This is a genomic window from Cytophagaceae bacterium (genome assembly GCA_016722655.1).
GTDB lineage: Bacteria > Bacteroidota > Bacteroidia > Cytophagales > Spirosomataceae > Leadbetterella.
This window is the reverse complement of record JADKIR010000004.1, coordinates 2,801,835-2,815,750: the sequence shown is the minus strand read 5'-3', so window position 1 is coordinate 2,815,750 and position 13,916 is coordinate 2,801,835. Positions and strand designations below refer to the sequence as shown.

Sequence of the window (13,916 nt, the reverse complement as noted above, 5' to 3'; positions counted from 1 at the left end):
TATTTTAGGGTAATTAGGTCAAATTTAGTTTTTTTTGGCATAAAATATTTTCAATATGCCTTCAAAATCCTTAATTGATGATTATCGTTTAGTTTTCTGGCATTAAAAAATTTACTGTGATTTTGTAAAACTATTAACGCCGCCTGAATACTTCCAATAGTAACCCAACCCTGAGTATTTTGGAACGGATTTTTTTTGAAATAAATATAATCGTATGCCAATGGCATTAATACCGCCAAACTGCTCCAGGTCAGACCCACCTTTAGACCTTTATATTTATCTCTGCGATATATTTTGGTAATTTCTTCAGGTTTGAATGTGTATTTATAAAGTTTTCTTTCAAGATCAGAATATTGATATACCGAAAAAGTTGAGTCGGTGATTTCCAGCAAATCCTCCTGAAAAATCTGACCTTCTTTCGTTTTAAACCTTAGTTTGTCACCTTCATAAAACCTTTTTCTTCTTCCAGTATTGAAATTATCCAGGACAAGGAAATTACCTTTTTCTACAATGGTTTTATAAGCGTTTGGTTTATTTTTTTCGAGTAATTCTTCAATTGGTAATGCTTTCTTTTTGTGAGGCTCCTGGGCGAAAACATTCAGACTTAAAACACTTATTAGCAGTATGGTAAATATATTTTTCATCTTTAATATTTTTATTATTCAGAATATTTTCAAAAATAATTATTGAAAAATTTTGGCGAGTTTAATTCTAAAACCAAATCAAAAAATTAAACCCAAACCTGCATTTAAAGTCCTTCTCTTCGTCCAACTAACTTACCAACTTTCTAACTTACCAACTTTCCAAATCCTAATTATCACTTATCGACACCCCACCTGATACAATAATTTTCATTACTTCAGCACTGGAAATTGAAAGAATTTCAACTTGTTCTTTTGGCACTATAAACATTTCGCCTGAAAAAGCATAACTATGTGGACAATAGACACTTACCATGTCGGGAAGATTTAAAATATCCAGATTATCCTGAGTCAGAAAACCAAGTTTTTTGATGTTGGAATTTACGTTTAGAGTAATTAAAACCCCTGTCTTAAATTTCTTTTTATCCCCAACAAAAGCCGAAACCAAATCTTTAAATGCCGAGTAGAATATTTTTACCAATGGCAAGTTTTTGATGCCGTTTTCTATCCAGTTTTGTATAGTTTGTGGCAATAACCTTGTAAAAACAAAGCCAATCAGAGCCGTGCCGGCCACAACAATAAAAAAACCAAGACCGGGAATAAAAAACAGTTCGTCGGGCCTGTCAATAGAAAAACGAATTCTTACAAGGCTATCTACAAAATCAAAAGCACTGTATAATATCAGAGCCGTAAAACCCACAGGTGCTACAAATAGCAACCCACGAATGAAGTAAGAAATGAATTTATTCAATAACTTTCCAAACATATTTATAAATTATTAACTCTCTTATTTTTAGGATATTTAACAGTATATTTTAATAAAATTTCTTTGGATTGGGTGGCTGGCAAATCAAATTCCCAGGTAACTTTTCCACTCTCAGGAATCATATTTCCGCCCTGCAACTCGTCCACACTTACTTCAATGTCAGAATCCTGGCTCACCGGCACCTGATCTTCAAGAATCACCTTTATGGCTTCACTTTTTGCATTCTTAACAGTTATTTTATACCCAAAAGACTCTTTTATATTTGAACCAACAGCTTTTCTGGCTTTATAATTCTCAATTTCCTCTCTTTTGCTGTGATTCTTTGGTCTTTGCCCAGACTAATTTTCATTGATTCGTCGGTGGTATTTTCTGAAATAAAGGTTTTTCCCACAAACTTGTTCTCAAAATACACATTGGCTTCGCCATTCATCAGATTCAATTTTTCCCAATCTTTAACTTCAGCCACCAAAAATGCATTCGGATCCAATTTTGGACTTATCATACTTTTGTATTGGGCTTCAGCCGAAAGGCTCTGAATTTCAACCGTTTCTGGTTGCCCACCTGTGGGAATGGTATAGAGTGTACTAATCTCGAAATTTACAGAAAGACTACTTTGCACCACTTCTACAGTATTGGCACTTGATTTCATTTCACCCATAACAGCATCCTCTGACGCAGATGCCGCCGCCATTGCTACCATCATCTCTGGTTGACCTCCAACTCTGGCTTCTTTACGCATAACAGGTGCAGGAACCCAAAAACTTAAATACAATGGATATAATTCAGGTTTATACCCCGAAACCGATGGATTTGAAGTAGATAGAGTAAGTTTGACAGACTTCCAGTCCAGACCGGTGTTTTGATACACATTAGCTTTATAGGCTATTGACACAGGACTTTTGATGTCCTTAACCCTCAAATCATAGCTAGGAGACCATCCGGCAGAATTAGCCACATAGCTCAATTGAATATTGGCGGTAGTAGCACTATTGGCCACTACACTGAGTTCTATTTCACCTAAAGGCAAAAATGCATTATTGATTTCGGCCAATTGTCTTTCCAAACGACTTTTTCGATCCATCAATGGTTCTTTTTGTCTTAACAGCTGCAACTTTCTTGTGCCTAATTCTGTAAGTTTCTGACGAAAAAGGTCGGTCATTTCTTTCAAATCTTCAGGTAAAAGGCCATCTTTTTCACTTTTTATGTCCACATTGGCCATAATCATTTTTTCTTCATTGGCTGCTACCGCAAGCAGCATATCAATATTTTCTATGTCATAACGAGTCTTTTTGATTGAATCCTGAACAGAAAACTGTTTGGTATTGAGATAATTACGGTTATATTTCACTCCCAACAGGGTGAAATCTCCGGTTCCTCCCACCTGAATACTATTTGGGTCAATGGTATTGGCGATATTTTCAATAATTACCTTAGTTGCACCTTGTGGCAAACTTATTTTGAGGCTGTTGTTGAGCTGTGCCTGGCTCAAAAAAACAGTGGCATGGTCTATTTTGGCATTAACTCTTTTTTCTGATTGTGCCCAGAGATTTGATATTGAAATACTTACAAAAAATGCGATTTTCAGGATTTTCATTCTGTTTTAATTTTAATGGTAATATAACGCAACATTTGTAAAAAATAATGAAAATATGGTGTATTTTCTTGAAAAATAAGTGTAAAATAACCTTAAAGTTTAATAATTTCGCATTGAAAAAAAACAATTATGTATCCAGTAGAAAAGACCCGGAAATTTACCGAAAATATATTCAAAGCCCTTGGCTGTTCCAATAAAGATGCTAAACTTGCTGCAGACGTTTTAATCAATGCAGACCTCAATGGAGTAGATTCTCACGGTGTGGCCCGATTGGCCGGTTATGTAAGATTAAGTGACCACGGAAGACTCAATCCCAAGCCTGAAATCAAGATTATTCATGAAACACCCTCCACAGCTACTATTGATGGCGACAGAGGTTTAGGTCTTGTTGTGGCACCTTTTGCTATGAAACTGGCCATGAAAAAAGCAAAAAAAGCAGGTACCGGTTGGGTGGCTGTACAAAACTCCAACCATTTCGGAATTGGTGGATATCATGCCGCAATAGCACTTGAGAGTGAGATGATAGGAATAGCAATGACGCATTCCGCCCCATTGGTGGTTCCAACCTATTCTAAAGAGAAACTATTGGGAACCAACCCTATAGCCGTTGCTATACCTGCCGATAAACAGCCGGCATTTCTGGCTGACTTTGCCACTACTGCTGTGGCTTATGGAAAAATGGAAATCCTGCAACGAAAAGGCATGGATGCCCCTTTGGGCTGGGTGCAGGATAAGCACGGAATGCCTACTACCAATGCCAATGCCGTAAAAGAAGGTGGCGGATTGCTCCCATTGGGTGGTGACCGCGAAAACGGCGGCCACAAAGGCTACAGCCTGGGAGCAATAGTCGATATATTTTCAGGAGTACTTTCAGGAGCAAACTATGGGCCATGGGTGCCGCCTTTTGCCACTGCTGAATTCCATGGAGTAGCCCCTGAGCAAGTAGGTAAGGGTACCGGGCATTTTTTAGGTGCCATGCGGATTGATGCTTTCAGGCCTAAAGAAGATTTCAAACAAAATATGGACCGCTGGATCGAGCGTTTCCGAAATGCAGATCATATTGATGGAGAGCATGTTCAGATTCCCGGAGACCAGGAAAGATATTGGAGAGCAGAAAGACTAAAAACCGGACTTCCACTAAACGAAAAAGTTGTGGAAAGCCTTCATGAACTGGGAGAGAGATTTGGGGTGAAGTGGTGAAAATAAAGTATTTTAGAAGTTTTTAGCATTTTATTAACATCTGGTTTATCTTTTAGTAAATAAATTCGGGATGAAATCTTATCTAAATGCTATAAAAATGAAATATCAATTATTTTTCATCCTAACATTTCTAATTTCCAATCAAGAAAGTAAAGGGCAATCGGTCAAACTTCATTTTTTTGCTAATTTCACTGCTTCAGACTTTAGGTTTGAAACAAATTTAAATTCTGGAAATCCGATAAAAATCCGATCAGGGGAATATGGTTTAATTGAAGTTTTTTCAGATAAGTTTAGTATTGTTCCACGCTTAAAAAATTCTTCTGATAAAAATCATTTAGCAGAACTAAAAATGAATTTTGAATTTGGCAAAGAATATTTTTTCCTGATTACCAAACATTCAGACTATAGTGTAAATACGATAAATGAGGTTTCTGAAAATGTCTTTAATTTAAATTTGGCAAATTCTTACTTAAAACTTGATTACAAAGAATTTCAACTCAGATAAAAAAACACTCTAATCATTTCACAAACTCCTCTACCAGTTTATTTCTGGTAACCACGTGTTGCTTAAGTATTGGCAGAGCCGCTGAAAAGTTACTCAGGCTACTTAAATTGGTATAAGGCGACACTTCTTTTTCACTACCATTTACATAAGGAGTTATCAGATTTGTGGCATTGTCAAACAGCTGATTCATTTTTGCTGTGGTAAATACATTGTCGTTAAATTCTTTAACATAAGCCTTGTATTTGGCATAATAAACCGGGTCGTCTGCCACATATTTGATCAATGGCCAGGTATTGGCCACGCCCGAAAGATTGAGATTTACACGGGCACTACTTGTAAGAGCTTCGTTATTGTCCCAGGGAATCCAAACCAGTTTTTGAGTGGAATGATTATACAAATAATAGTTATGAGCCATAGCACCGTAGGTGTCCCAGTTTACTAAAGTCGTGTTTACCGCAAGCCATTTCACATAATGCTCCATATTCATGTATTTTTCCAGATTTGTCCTCCATGCTGCAGCATCAGAAGTACGATTGGTGGCTGTCAAAGCTGAAACAGTGTTTTGCACATCAGACCAATCTGCGGCATCTTCATTATTCTTTTTCTCAAAATTATCCTTACTAAATGAGGCAAAATTTGACTCCGGTTTGTAGATATTTCCATTGTCTTCTCCAAACTGATCCTTGACCATAGTATCGTCAATCACCTCCACGGCTGCATAAATACCACAATATTTCAGTCCTTCACCAAAATCAATATATACTTTGTAGAAAGCGGTTCTAGCGGCAGGTATTCCTGCCATTCTGAAAATATCGGCTGTCACTTTTTCTCTGATAAGCGAATTATCTTTTACAGCTGCCGAAAAAGAAACATCTTTAAACCCAAACAACCTTTGATCTTTGATTTCGGGATGGTCATCTTCAAATTCATCAAATTTCAAACGAAAAGGTAACTTATAAATTCCTGATTTCCAGGTAGAACTTAGGGTTGAATTGCCTTTCAATCTAAAGCCTACATTTTTCCATGTTTTGCCATTAAATTTTATGCTTGATTCAAAATATTCCGGCTCTTCACCAAAATCAGGAGCAGCACCGCCATTTCCACCAGGAACTCCTCCACCAGGTCCACCGGGCATAACTCCTCCGGGATTACCTCCCCCACCTGAGTTGCCGCCTTCACCAAAGGTACCCTTATTCTTTGCCACCATATCTGATTTTATCTTCTCCCAGGTAGTTTTGCCCAAAGTAATCTCAATGGAATTTACCTTTTCCTGTGGAAAAACAACTGAATAATCTGGAGCAGCGACTTTGCTATGTGAAATTTCAGTCCAGTCAGGATTGGCGGCAGTTGCATCGGTCGATACTTCATCAGTATTTTGCTTCTGACACCCAAATCCAATTATTAATAACAGAACGATTCCAAAGTATTGTTTCATATTGGCAAATAGACTTTAATGATTAGACGTAAATAAATTTCAAAATGTTGTCTCAGAAAAATCAGAAATTCATAAATCACTCATTTACAATCATTTACATATCATAATTTCAGTTTTCTTATGAAAAAAGTTTTATGAATTTTCATGAAAAAAAAATTGCATAGTAATACAAAAATCTAAATTTCAACCAATTAGAAAATGAAAATCACAATGTTAAACTTGATTTATTTAAAAAATGTTATAGTTTTGAGTTATCATCGAGAAAATACAATGACAAAAACTTACGAAGGCATATTTGAAAATGGCTATGTGGTTTTTAAAGAAGCCCCGGAAATTCCTAAAAATTCCAAAGTAAAAGTGATTTTTGAGGAAAAAGATATTAAAAAACCTGCTGAAAAAAGGAAACTGGGCACTATGAAAGGCAACTTTAAAATTTCTGATGATTTTGATGAGCCCCTGAAGGAACTAAAAGATTATATGTAATGCCCTACTTATTAGACACTTCCACATTGCTTTGGTATTTTGACGAAACTTCTAACCTTTCAAAGCCCCCTTCGACAGACTTTTAATATCAACAGCTGCAGTGGAGAATCATAGTATCATTTCGAAAGACACAAAATTCAACCCGAAAATCTCATTAGGATTTCGATTCCGAGTCATAAATACTTCAAAATAAATTAGTTTCAGCAAAATTTCAGTCATAAATAGTTCACTATTTACTTCCGAAAATTTTACTTCCAACCAATTGATTTTATTGTATTTAAGTCTCTCATCATGAAACCTTTTGAGATTTTCGGGTTTAATCTTTACGAAAAACTTGTAAAAACCGTGTGGTAATCTGATTTTTGTATCATGAACAATGTAAACATAGGTCTGGTACAGATGTCCTGCTCGGCAGATGTACAGCAAAACATAGAAAAAGCAAGTGCAAAAATCAGAGAAGCTGCCGGAAAAGGAGCCCAAATTGTATGTCTGCAGGAGCTTTTCACCTCTTTGTATTTTTGTGATGTCGAAGATCATGAAAATTTTAAACTGGGAGAGTCCATCCCCGGCCCAACTACCCATGTGATGCAACAACTGGCCGAAGAGTTAGGTGTGGTCATTATCGCTTCATTGTTTGAAAAAAGAGCTCAGGGATTATATCACAACACCACTGCGGTCATCGATGCTGATGGTGCTTATCTGGGTAAATACCGAAAAATGCACATACCCGATGACCCGGGTTATTATGAAAAGTTTTATTTTACTCCGGGAGATTTGGGTTACAAAATATTCGAAACCCGTTTTGCTAAAATCGGTGTATTAATCTGTTGGGATCAATGGTATCCCGAAGCCGCCCGCATCACTTCACTTATGGGAGCTGAAATCCTCTTCTATCCTACTGCCATTGGCTGGGATTTGGATGAAAAAGACCCGATAATCAATCAGGAACAATATGATGCCTGGCAGACCATCCAACGCTCACATGCTGTAGCCAATGGGCTGTATGTAGTATCGGTCAACAGAGTTGGAATTGAGGCTAACCAAAAATTCTGGGGAGGCTCATTTGTGGCCAATCCACATGGAAGGTTGCTATATCTGGCCTCGCATGACAAGGAAGAAACCCATGTAGAAACCATAGATTTAGACAAAACCGAATACTATCGCACCACCTGGCCTTACCTTCGTGACCGCAGAATTGACAGTTATCACCCGATTACTAGAAGGTTTATTGATGAGGATTGAGAGAATGTAAATCATTTTTTTCAAAAAGTGATTACCACATTCCCCCTCTTTTCGCCCGAAAGCATATAGTTAAATGCTTCTTTGATTTCAGAAATCGGATAAGTGCGATCAATTAGTGGCACAAACTCACCCGTTTCTAAAAGATTGATAATATGAGGAATACTATATTTTGGACTACCCGGAAACGGGAAAATTACTTTTTTGCCAGATTGAAATAAGCCTAAAATAGCCAGAGGAATGTTTTCTCCTTTGGGTCCCAATTCAGAGGAAATATAAACACCTTTTTCATTCAATAATTTCTTACAATTTCCAAAAGAACTTTTGCCCACGGCGTCAAAAACGAAATCATAATGTTCACTCAGCTCCGTAAAATCTGCTTTTTTATAGTCGATTTTCTTTACTGCTTTTAAGTGGGAAATCTTATCATAACTATCTGTCGGATAAGTAAATGACACCTCAGCTCCCATCGTATTGAGTTGCTGGATTGCAGCATTGCCGATGGCACCGGTGGAACCATTTACAAAAACTTTTGTGCCTGGTTCAATTTTTACTTTATTAATAAAATTAAAAGCATAATGAGCCCCTTCGAGTGCAGACGCCGCTTGTATATGTGAAATATTTTTGGGTTTAAGGAAAACCGGCTGTTTTATGTCAATACAAACATACTCCGCATGTGTTCCCAGTCCATGGTCTAAAAAACCAAAAACTTCTTGTCCTACCTTAAATTCAACCACATTTTTTCCGGCACCTACAATTTCTCCACTAAAATCTGTTCCGGTTGCATGGTATCTGGGCTTGGGAAAACCCGCAAAAAACCTGAAAATAAATGGCTTACCGAGCAAAACGCCTTCGTCAGTTCGGTTTACTGTACTCGCTTTAACTTTTACTAAAATCTGATTTTCGCCAGGAACGGGAATTTCAACCTCCCTAATTTCAAGTTCCTCAGCAGTGCAATAAGTGTCCCGATACACTATTTTCATATTTCTTTTTTTGATAAAGTTATCATCCAAAAATCTTTTCGAAACCAATATTTACACCAAAGGAAAATTTCAAAACTTTAGGCATAAAAAAACCCGGATAAACCGGGTCTTAAATATTTTATTGGTCCAATTATTATTTCAAATCTGCCTTGATTTCAAGTTGGTTAACCCAATTGGCCTCATTTTTATTTATCATTTCTAAAAATTCAGGGCTTTTGTGGAAAGTATCCAAATCATGTTCTGACCTGAAAGTAAATCTATGTACGATATCGAATTGCGAATCAATATCATTTTTTACATTCCCTGAAGAATAATCTGCCACAACTGCCAATTTCTTAGAGATTTTTTGGAATGCCTGACTTTGCTCGGCTTTTACTGTTTCCGAAACTCCTTCTTTAAATTTATAACATAAGATCACCTGAACATTAGGTTTAACAGGTGAATACGCAGAACCATAAATCAACATGAACGACACTATAAACCCAAAAACTACAAGGGGTGCGAAGTATTTTACTATTTTCTTAATTTCCATTTCCAAATTATATTTTGCATTGAGTTGCAAAACTACAAAATAGAATTTATTTTATTGTACTTTTTTGATAAAAAATATTGCTTATTCTATTTTTTTGTGAATTTATGAAATTTTATTCTGTTTGAACTTATTTTTAGCATTTTACACTTTAAATTAAAATAACCATCATTTTCAAATCAAATACACTTTTTTTTCACTGAAAATTGTCAATAATTTATTTTTTTTTGAAAATCAAATTAATTTTCAAACTAAAAAATGAGATTTTTTAAAAATTATTAACTTTTTCGCACCCTATAAAAATTTTGACTTTTTTAAAATTTGCCAAATATTATAAAAATATATTTTTGATAAAAATTCTGAAATTAAATAAATAAGCAAAAAAAAAGTCCGGCCAGGCCGGACTTTTGATTTAAACTTTGTCAACAATGAGCTTAATGCCGTCAATTTTTTTTATGAGTACCTTGGACCCTTCTTCAATGGGCTCGCCATCTTTTTCATAAGCTATCCAATCGGATCCCCGATAAAACACCTTCCCTTCGCCACCAGCCGGAATTTCGATGGAAACTATGGCAAACTCATCAATAATTTCCTTAAACTCCCCACCTTTTTTCAAAAATATATTCATGAATTTATTCCTGAAAAACAACAAACTCAATAGTGAAGTTAAAGCAAAGAATGCGATTTGTGTAAAAAGGTCGTCAAAACCGCCAAGCCACACCACCAACCCTGTGACCAATGCCCCTACGCCAAAAAACAAAGAATAAAATGAGGTTGAAAAGATTTCAAGAATCAGGAGAGCAACCCCCAAAATAATCCAGGTATTCGCTTCTGTCAATAATTCCATTTTTATTTGGTTTTCTGTTGGTTTATTACATTCATTGCAGTGGCAATCATCGAACTTACATCAGCCATATTAGCAGGCAATATGAGTGTATTGGTTTCTTTGGCCATTTTCCCAAACTGGGCTATGTAGTTTTCGGCAACTTTAAGTTGAACCGCCTCAGAGCCTCCTTTAGACTGTATTGCGTCTGCCACCAATCTTATCGAATCGGCAGTGGCTTCGGCTACCGCTCTTATGGCAGAGGCCTCACCGTCGGCTTCGTTGATTTGTTGCAATTTCTGAGCTTCTGATTCCAAAACTACCCTTTGTTTTTCACCTTCAGCCATATTTATCGCAAACTGTTTTTTACCTTCCGATTCCAGAATAACCGAGCGTTTTTCACGTTCTGCCTGCATTTGTTTTTCCATAGCCTGCAAAACCGAAGCCGGCGGGGTGATATTCTTGATTTCATACCTGAGCACTTTTACACCCCATCCAATAGCGGCCTCATCGATAGCAGCCACAACGGCAGTGTTGATTATCATCCTTTCCACAAAAGTCTTGTCCAGGTCAATTTTACCAATTTCACTACGCATGGTAGTTTGAGCCAGTTGGGTAACCGCAAAAACATAGTCGTTGATACCATAAGAAGCTTTCTGTGGGTCAACAACCTGAAGAAAAATCACACCATCAACACGCACTTGCACGTTATCTCTTGTGATACAGATTTGCTCATGAATGTCGTAAGCCTGCTCTTTTAAACTATGCTTGTAGGCAACACGATCAAAAAACGGCATTATAAAATTGATGCCGGGTTGCAGTACCCCATTAAACTTCCCGAGCCTTTCGGCTATATAGGCAGTTTGTTGAGGTATAACTTTGATGGTCATCATTACGACCACCACGATTAGGGCGATAATAGCAATTAGTGAATACATTTTTTAGAGATTTAGATTTAAAAAATAAATTTAATGATACAAAATTAGAATGCCTAATAACATCAGTAAAGATAATTAGGATAAATCAAGGCGGCATGTACAGGATAGGAAACAGGATTTGACAAATGGTAATTTGGAGATTATTTTTTGTTTATATCTATTCGAAAAATAAAAAAAATTGTATTAATCAAATAAAAATAAGTACAAAAAAATGAGAGATAAATCATTAATGCTTGATTTTCAATAATTTAAATCAATTAGCCCAAATATCTCAGGCCTTTTCATTACCTTTGATGCCTATTTACAGTAGTGATATTGCAAAAAATGAGAAAAACTTCAGAAGAAAACGGCCGAAAATCATCGGCAGGTTCGGGGAAACCGAGCTATTCAGCATCAGAAAAAAGAACTTTCAAGCCAGCATCTGATTCCAAAAGAACTTTCGGGAAATCTGAACCGAAAAACGAAACTAAAAGTCGTTTTTCAGAAAATTCACAATCAGGAAAAAAATCAGTTGGCGATTATAGAAAACCGGAAAGAACTGCTGAAAGACCTACTTACAAAAAAATTGACTCTAAACCGGGATTTACAGATAAAAAAGGAGGCTCTAACTGGGAATCTCCGAAAAAGTCTTTTACCAAACCGGAAGGAAACAGTCGTTTTTCAGAAAAAAGAGATTTTAGGCCAAGAACAGACGGTAGTGAACCCAAAAGGGCTTATGGAAACCGCTCTGAAAAACCAGATGGTGGGAGATACGAGGGTAAAAAGGAATTTAAACCTCGTACCGATAATCGTGAAGGTCAGCGTTTTGAACCCAAAAGAGAATTTGGCGATCGAAACCAAAGACCGGAAGGTGGAAAATATGAAGGGAAAAGGGAATTTAAACCTCGCACTGATAATCGTGAAGGTCAGCGTTTTGAACCCAAAAGAGAATTTGGCGATCGTAACCAAAGGCCGGAAGGTGGAAAATATGAGGGAAAAAGGGAATTTAAACCCCGCACCGATAATCGTGAAGGTCAGCGATTTGAACCCAAAAGAGAATTTGGTGATCGTTCAGTAAGATCGGAAGGTGGAAGATTTGAGGAAAAAAGGGAGTTTAAACCCCGCACTGAAAACCGTGAAGGTCAGCGTTTTGAACCTAAAAGAGAATTTGGTGATCGTAACCAAAGACCGGATGGTGGAAGATTTGATAAAAAACCTTTCAATAAGCCTGAATACCGACCAGAAAAGAAATTTGACAAGGATGACAACTATGGAAAAAGGAAGTTTTCGAACACAAACTCTGTAGCCAATCCACAAAGTCATGAATGGAGCCGCCAGGTGGGACTTTCCATAAAGCCAGATTATGAAGAGGAAAACCTCAGGAAAAAGTTACCTCCGAAAGTACAGGCGAAAATTGAGAAATCTGAGAGATCAAGACCTGAAACGGTAAGGTTAAACAGGTTTTTGGCCAATGCAGGTTTGTGCTCAAGACGTGAAGCCGACGAAATGATAGCCTCAGGGCAAATCACCGTAAATGGTGAAACCATAATCGAAATGGGGTACCAGGTAAAAACAACTGATGTTGTAAAATATGGACGTAAAATATTGAACAGAGAGAAGTTTGTATATGTTTTGCTCAACAAACCCAAAGACTTCCTTACCACCACAGAAGATCCGGAAGGTAGAAAAACAGTTATGGATTTGGTAAAAAATGCCTGTACCGAAAGGATTTATCCGGTGGGCAGACTTGACCGAGCTACTACAGGGCTGTTGCTTTTGACCAACGATGGTGAACTGGCCGACAAGCTTTCGCACCCTTCCAACAACATGAAGAAAATCTATCAGGTTGAAATCGACAAACCAATTGTACAGGATGACTTCGATAAGATTTTGGAAGGAATTGAGCTGGAAGATGGCACCATAAAAGCCGATGACCTTTCAGTAATTACACCTGATCATCAGGTAGTTGGCATCGAAATTCACTCCGGAAAAAACCGTATTGTAAGACGAATATTTGAGAGTCTTGGCTATGAGGTCACCAAACTTGACCGTACTACTTATGCCGGACTAAGTAAAAAAGATTTGCCAAGAGGAAACTGGAGATTTTTGACTGAAAAAGAAGTAATTAGATTAAAATATTTAATTTGATTTTAATAATTTTGTAAAAAAATAAACAAAAACCTAAAAATGGAAGAGAACAAAAAAGATATGATGGATCAGGCTGCTGATATGGCTGCAAAAGCTAAAGACGCTGCTACTGAAAAATTGGCTGATGTAAAAGAAGATGCTGCAGAACTGGTAAGCGATGCAAAAGAAAAAGCTGCTGAGCTTGTAGGCGATGCTAAAGAAGCATTTGATTCAGCAAAAGAAAAAATCGGTGAATTGGTTGATACCGACAAAATCAAAGCTGAAGCCGCCGAAAAAATCGCTGATGTAAAAGCTGCTGCTGCTGATTTGAAAGAAGATGCTACTGAGGCTTTGAATGCCGCAAAAGCTAAAGTTTCGGAATTGGTTAACGAAGAAAAACTTAACGAATTGAAAGCTGAAGCTGCCGAAAAATTGGGAGACCTTAAAGGTGAAGCCGAAGAAGCTCTTAATAAAGCCAAAGATAAAGCCAACGAATTGGCCGGTGAAGCTGAAGAAGCTGTACAGGAAGTTGCGAAAAAAGCAAAAGGCTTTTTCTCGAGACTTTTCGGAAAATAATATTCAGTAAAAAACTCCCCTAAAAAGGAGTTTTTTTATAAAAATTATTTTCATTTTATTCTGAAACTTCTAAATTTATATTTCTTTCAATTTATTAG

General features: G+C 36.9%; 15 protein-coding genes. 6 read left to right on the top strand and 9 right to left on the bottom strand.

The window, feature by feature from the left end:
* Positions 1-50: 50 nt before the first annotated feature.
* The 4 genes from IPP61_12750 to IPP61_12735 all read right to left on the bottom strand — a co-directional run bounded on the left by IPP61_12750 (position 51) and on the right by IPP61_12735 (position 3,001).
* A complete protein-coding gene (locus tag IPP61_12750) occupies positions 51-644 on the bottom strand; it encodes a hypothetical protein (protein MBL0326028.1) in 594 nt (197 codons plus the stop codon).
* 166 nt (positions 645-810) lie between these two features.
* A complete protein-coding gene (locus IPP61_12745; protein MBL0326027.1) occupies positions 811-1,407 on the bottom strand; it encodes a DUF502 domain-containing protein in 597 nt (198 codons plus the stop codon).
* Between the two features lie 2 nt (positions 1,408-1,409).
* Positions 1,410-1,706, bottom strand: coding sequence for a DUF4139 domain-containing protein (locus tag IPP61_12740; protein MBL0326026.1), 297 nt, complete (start codon positions 1,704-1,706; stop codon positions 1,410-1,412).
* Positions 1,664-3,001 carry a DUF4139 domain-containing protein gene (locus IPP61_12735; GenBank protein MBL0326025.1) on the bottom strand — a complete coding sequence of 446 codons (1,338 nt, stop codon included), beginning with the start codon at positions 2,999-3,001 and terminating at the stop codon, positions 1,664-1,666. The genes IPP61_12740 and IPP61_12735 overlap by 43 nt, the downstream gene beginning before the upstream one ends.
* Before the next feature lie 129 nt (positions 3,002-3,130).
* Here IPP61_12735 and IPP61_12730 point away from each other — a divergent pair, with 129 nt between their 5' ends.
* Complete coding sequence (locus IPP61_12730) at positions 3,131-4,201, top strand: Ldh family oxidoreductase (GenBank protein MBL0326024.1); 1,071 nt, start codon at positions 3,131-3,133, stop codon at positions 4,199-4,201.
* A gap of 97 nt (positions 4,202-4,298) precedes the next feature.
* Positions 4,299-4,706 (top strand): hypothetical protein, encoded by a 408-nt coding sequence (locus IPP61_12725; protein ID MBL0326023.1) that lies wholly within the window; start codon positions 4,299-4,301, stop codon positions 4,704-4,706.
* A 13-nt stretch (positions 4,707-4,719) separates the two neighbouring features.
* Here the strand turns inward: IPP61_12725 and IPP61_12720 are convergent, their stop codons facing one another.
* Positions 4,720-6,141 carry a CotH kinase family protein gene (locus IPP61_12720; protein MBL0326022.1) on the bottom strand — a complete coding sequence of 474 codons (1,422 nt, stop codon included), beginning with the start codon at positions 6,139-6,141 and terminating at the stop codon, positions 4,720-4,722.
* A 270-nt stretch (positions 6,142-6,411) separates the two neighbouring features.
* Between IPP61_12720 and IPP61_12715 the strand changes: the two genes are divergently transcribed.
* Both IPP61_12715 and IPP61_12710 read left to right on the top strand, forming a co-directional pair.
* Entirely contained in the window at positions 6,412-6,624 is a 213-nt protein-coding gene (locus IPP61_12715) for a DUF2281 domain-containing protein (GenBank protein ID MBL0326021.1), read from the top strand.
* Between the two features lie 369 nt (positions 6,625-6,993).
* On the top strand, positions 6,994-7,866 hold the full coding sequence (locus tag IPP61_12710) for a carbon-nitrogen hydrolase (GenBank protein MBL0326020.1): 873 nt from the start codon (positions 6,994-6,996) through the stop codon (positions 7,864-7,866).
* Between the two features lie 20 nt (positions 7,867-7,886).
* Here the strand turns inward: IPP61_12710 and IPP61_12705 are convergent, their stop codons facing one another.
* From IPP61_12705 to IPP61_12690, 4 genes are all read right to left on the bottom strand, one after another.
* Entirely contained in the window at positions 7,887-8,846 is a 960-nt protein-coding gene (locus tag IPP61_12705) for an NAD(P)-dependent alcohol dehydrogenase (GenBank protein MBL0326019.1), read from the bottom strand.
* A 133-nt stretch (positions 8,847-8,979) separates the two neighbouring features.
* A complete protein-coding gene (locus tag IPP61_12700) occupies positions 8,980-9,378 on the bottom strand; it encodes a Dabb family protein (GenBank protein MBL0326018.1) in 399 nt (132 codons plus the stop codon).
* 409 nt (positions 9,379-9,787) lie between these two features.
* Entirely contained in the window at positions 9,788-10,222 is a 435-nt protein-coding gene (locus IPP61_12695; GenBank protein ID MBL0326017.1) for an NfeD family protein, read from the bottom strand.
* Between the two features lie 2 nt (positions 10,223-10,224).
* A complete protein-coding gene (locus IPP61_12690; GenBank protein ID MBL0326016.1) occupies positions 10,225-11,136 on the bottom strand; it encodes a paraslipin in 912 nt (303 codons plus the stop codon).
* A gap of 324 nt (positions 11,137-11,460) precedes the next feature.
* On the opposite strand from IPP61_12690, the gene IPP61_12685 reads away from it, so the two are divergent.
* Both IPP61_12685 and IPP61_12680 read left to right on the top strand, forming a co-directional pair.
* Entirely contained in the window at positions 11,461-13,263 is a 1,803-nt protein-coding gene (locus IPP61_12685; GenBank protein ID MBL0326015.1) for a pseudouridine synthase, read from the top strand.
* Between the two features lie 39 nt (positions 13,264-13,302).
* Positions 13,303-13,818 (top strand): hypothetical protein, encoded by a 516-nt coding sequence (locus IPP61_12680; protein MBL0326014.1) that lies wholly within the window; start codon positions 13,303-13,305, stop codon positions 13,816-13,818.
* Positions 13,819-13,916 lie beyond the last annotated feature (98 nt).

Coding starts and splice junctions, on each gene's coding strand:
- IPP61_12685 (MBL0326015.1), top strand. CDS start 11,461: ATGAGAAAAACTTCAGAAGAAAACGGCCGAAAATCATCGGCAGGTTCG.
- IPP61_12750 (MBL0326028.1), bottom strand. CDS start 644: ATGAAAAATATATTTACCATACTGCTAATAAGTGTTTTAAGTCTGAAT.
- IPP61_12705 (MBL0326019.1), bottom strand. CDS start 8,846: ATGAAAATAGTGTATCGGGACACTTATTGCACTGCTGAGGAACTTGAA.
- IPP61_12690 (MBL0326016.1), bottom strand. CDS start 11,136: ATGTATTCACTAATTGCTATTATCGCCCTAATCGTGGTGGTCGTAATG.
- IPP61_12745 (MBL0326027.1), bottom strand. CDS start 1,407: ATGTTTGGAAAGTTATTGAATAAATTCATTTCTTACTTCATTCGTGGG.
- IPP61_12680 (MBL0326014.1), top strand. CDS start 13,303: ATGGAAGAGAACAAAAAAGATATGATGGATCAGGCTGCTGATATGGCT.
- IPP61_12730 (MBL0326024.1), top strand. CDS start 3,131: ATGTATCCAGTAGAAAAGACCCGGAAATTTACCGAAAATATATTCAAA.
- IPP61_12715 (MBL0326021.1), top strand. CDS start 6,412: ATGACAAAAACTTACGAAGGCATATTTGAAAATGGCTATGTGGTTTTT.
- IPP61_12735 (MBL0326025.1), bottom strand. CDS start 3,001: ATGAAAATCCTGAAAATCGCATTTTTTGTAAGTATTTCAATATCAAAT.
- IPP61_12710 (MBL0326020.1), top strand. CDS start 6,994: ATGAACAATGTAAACATAGGTCTGGTACAGATGTCCTGCTCGGCAGAT.
- IPP61_12695 (MBL0326017.1), bottom strand. CDS start 10,222: ATGGAATTATTGACAGAAGCGAATACCTGGATTATTTTGGGGGTTGCT.
- IPP61_12700 (MBL0326018.1), bottom strand. CDS start 9,378: ATGGAAATTAAGAAAATAGTAAAATACTTCGCACCCCTTGTAGTTTTT.
- IPP61_12720 (MBL0326022.1), bottom strand. CDS start 6,141: ATGAAACAATACTTTGGAATCGTTCTGTTATTAATAATTGGATTTGGG.
- IPP61_12725 (MBL0326023.1), top strand. CDS start 4,299: ATGAAATATCAATTATTTTTCATCCTAACATTTCTAATTTCCAATCAA.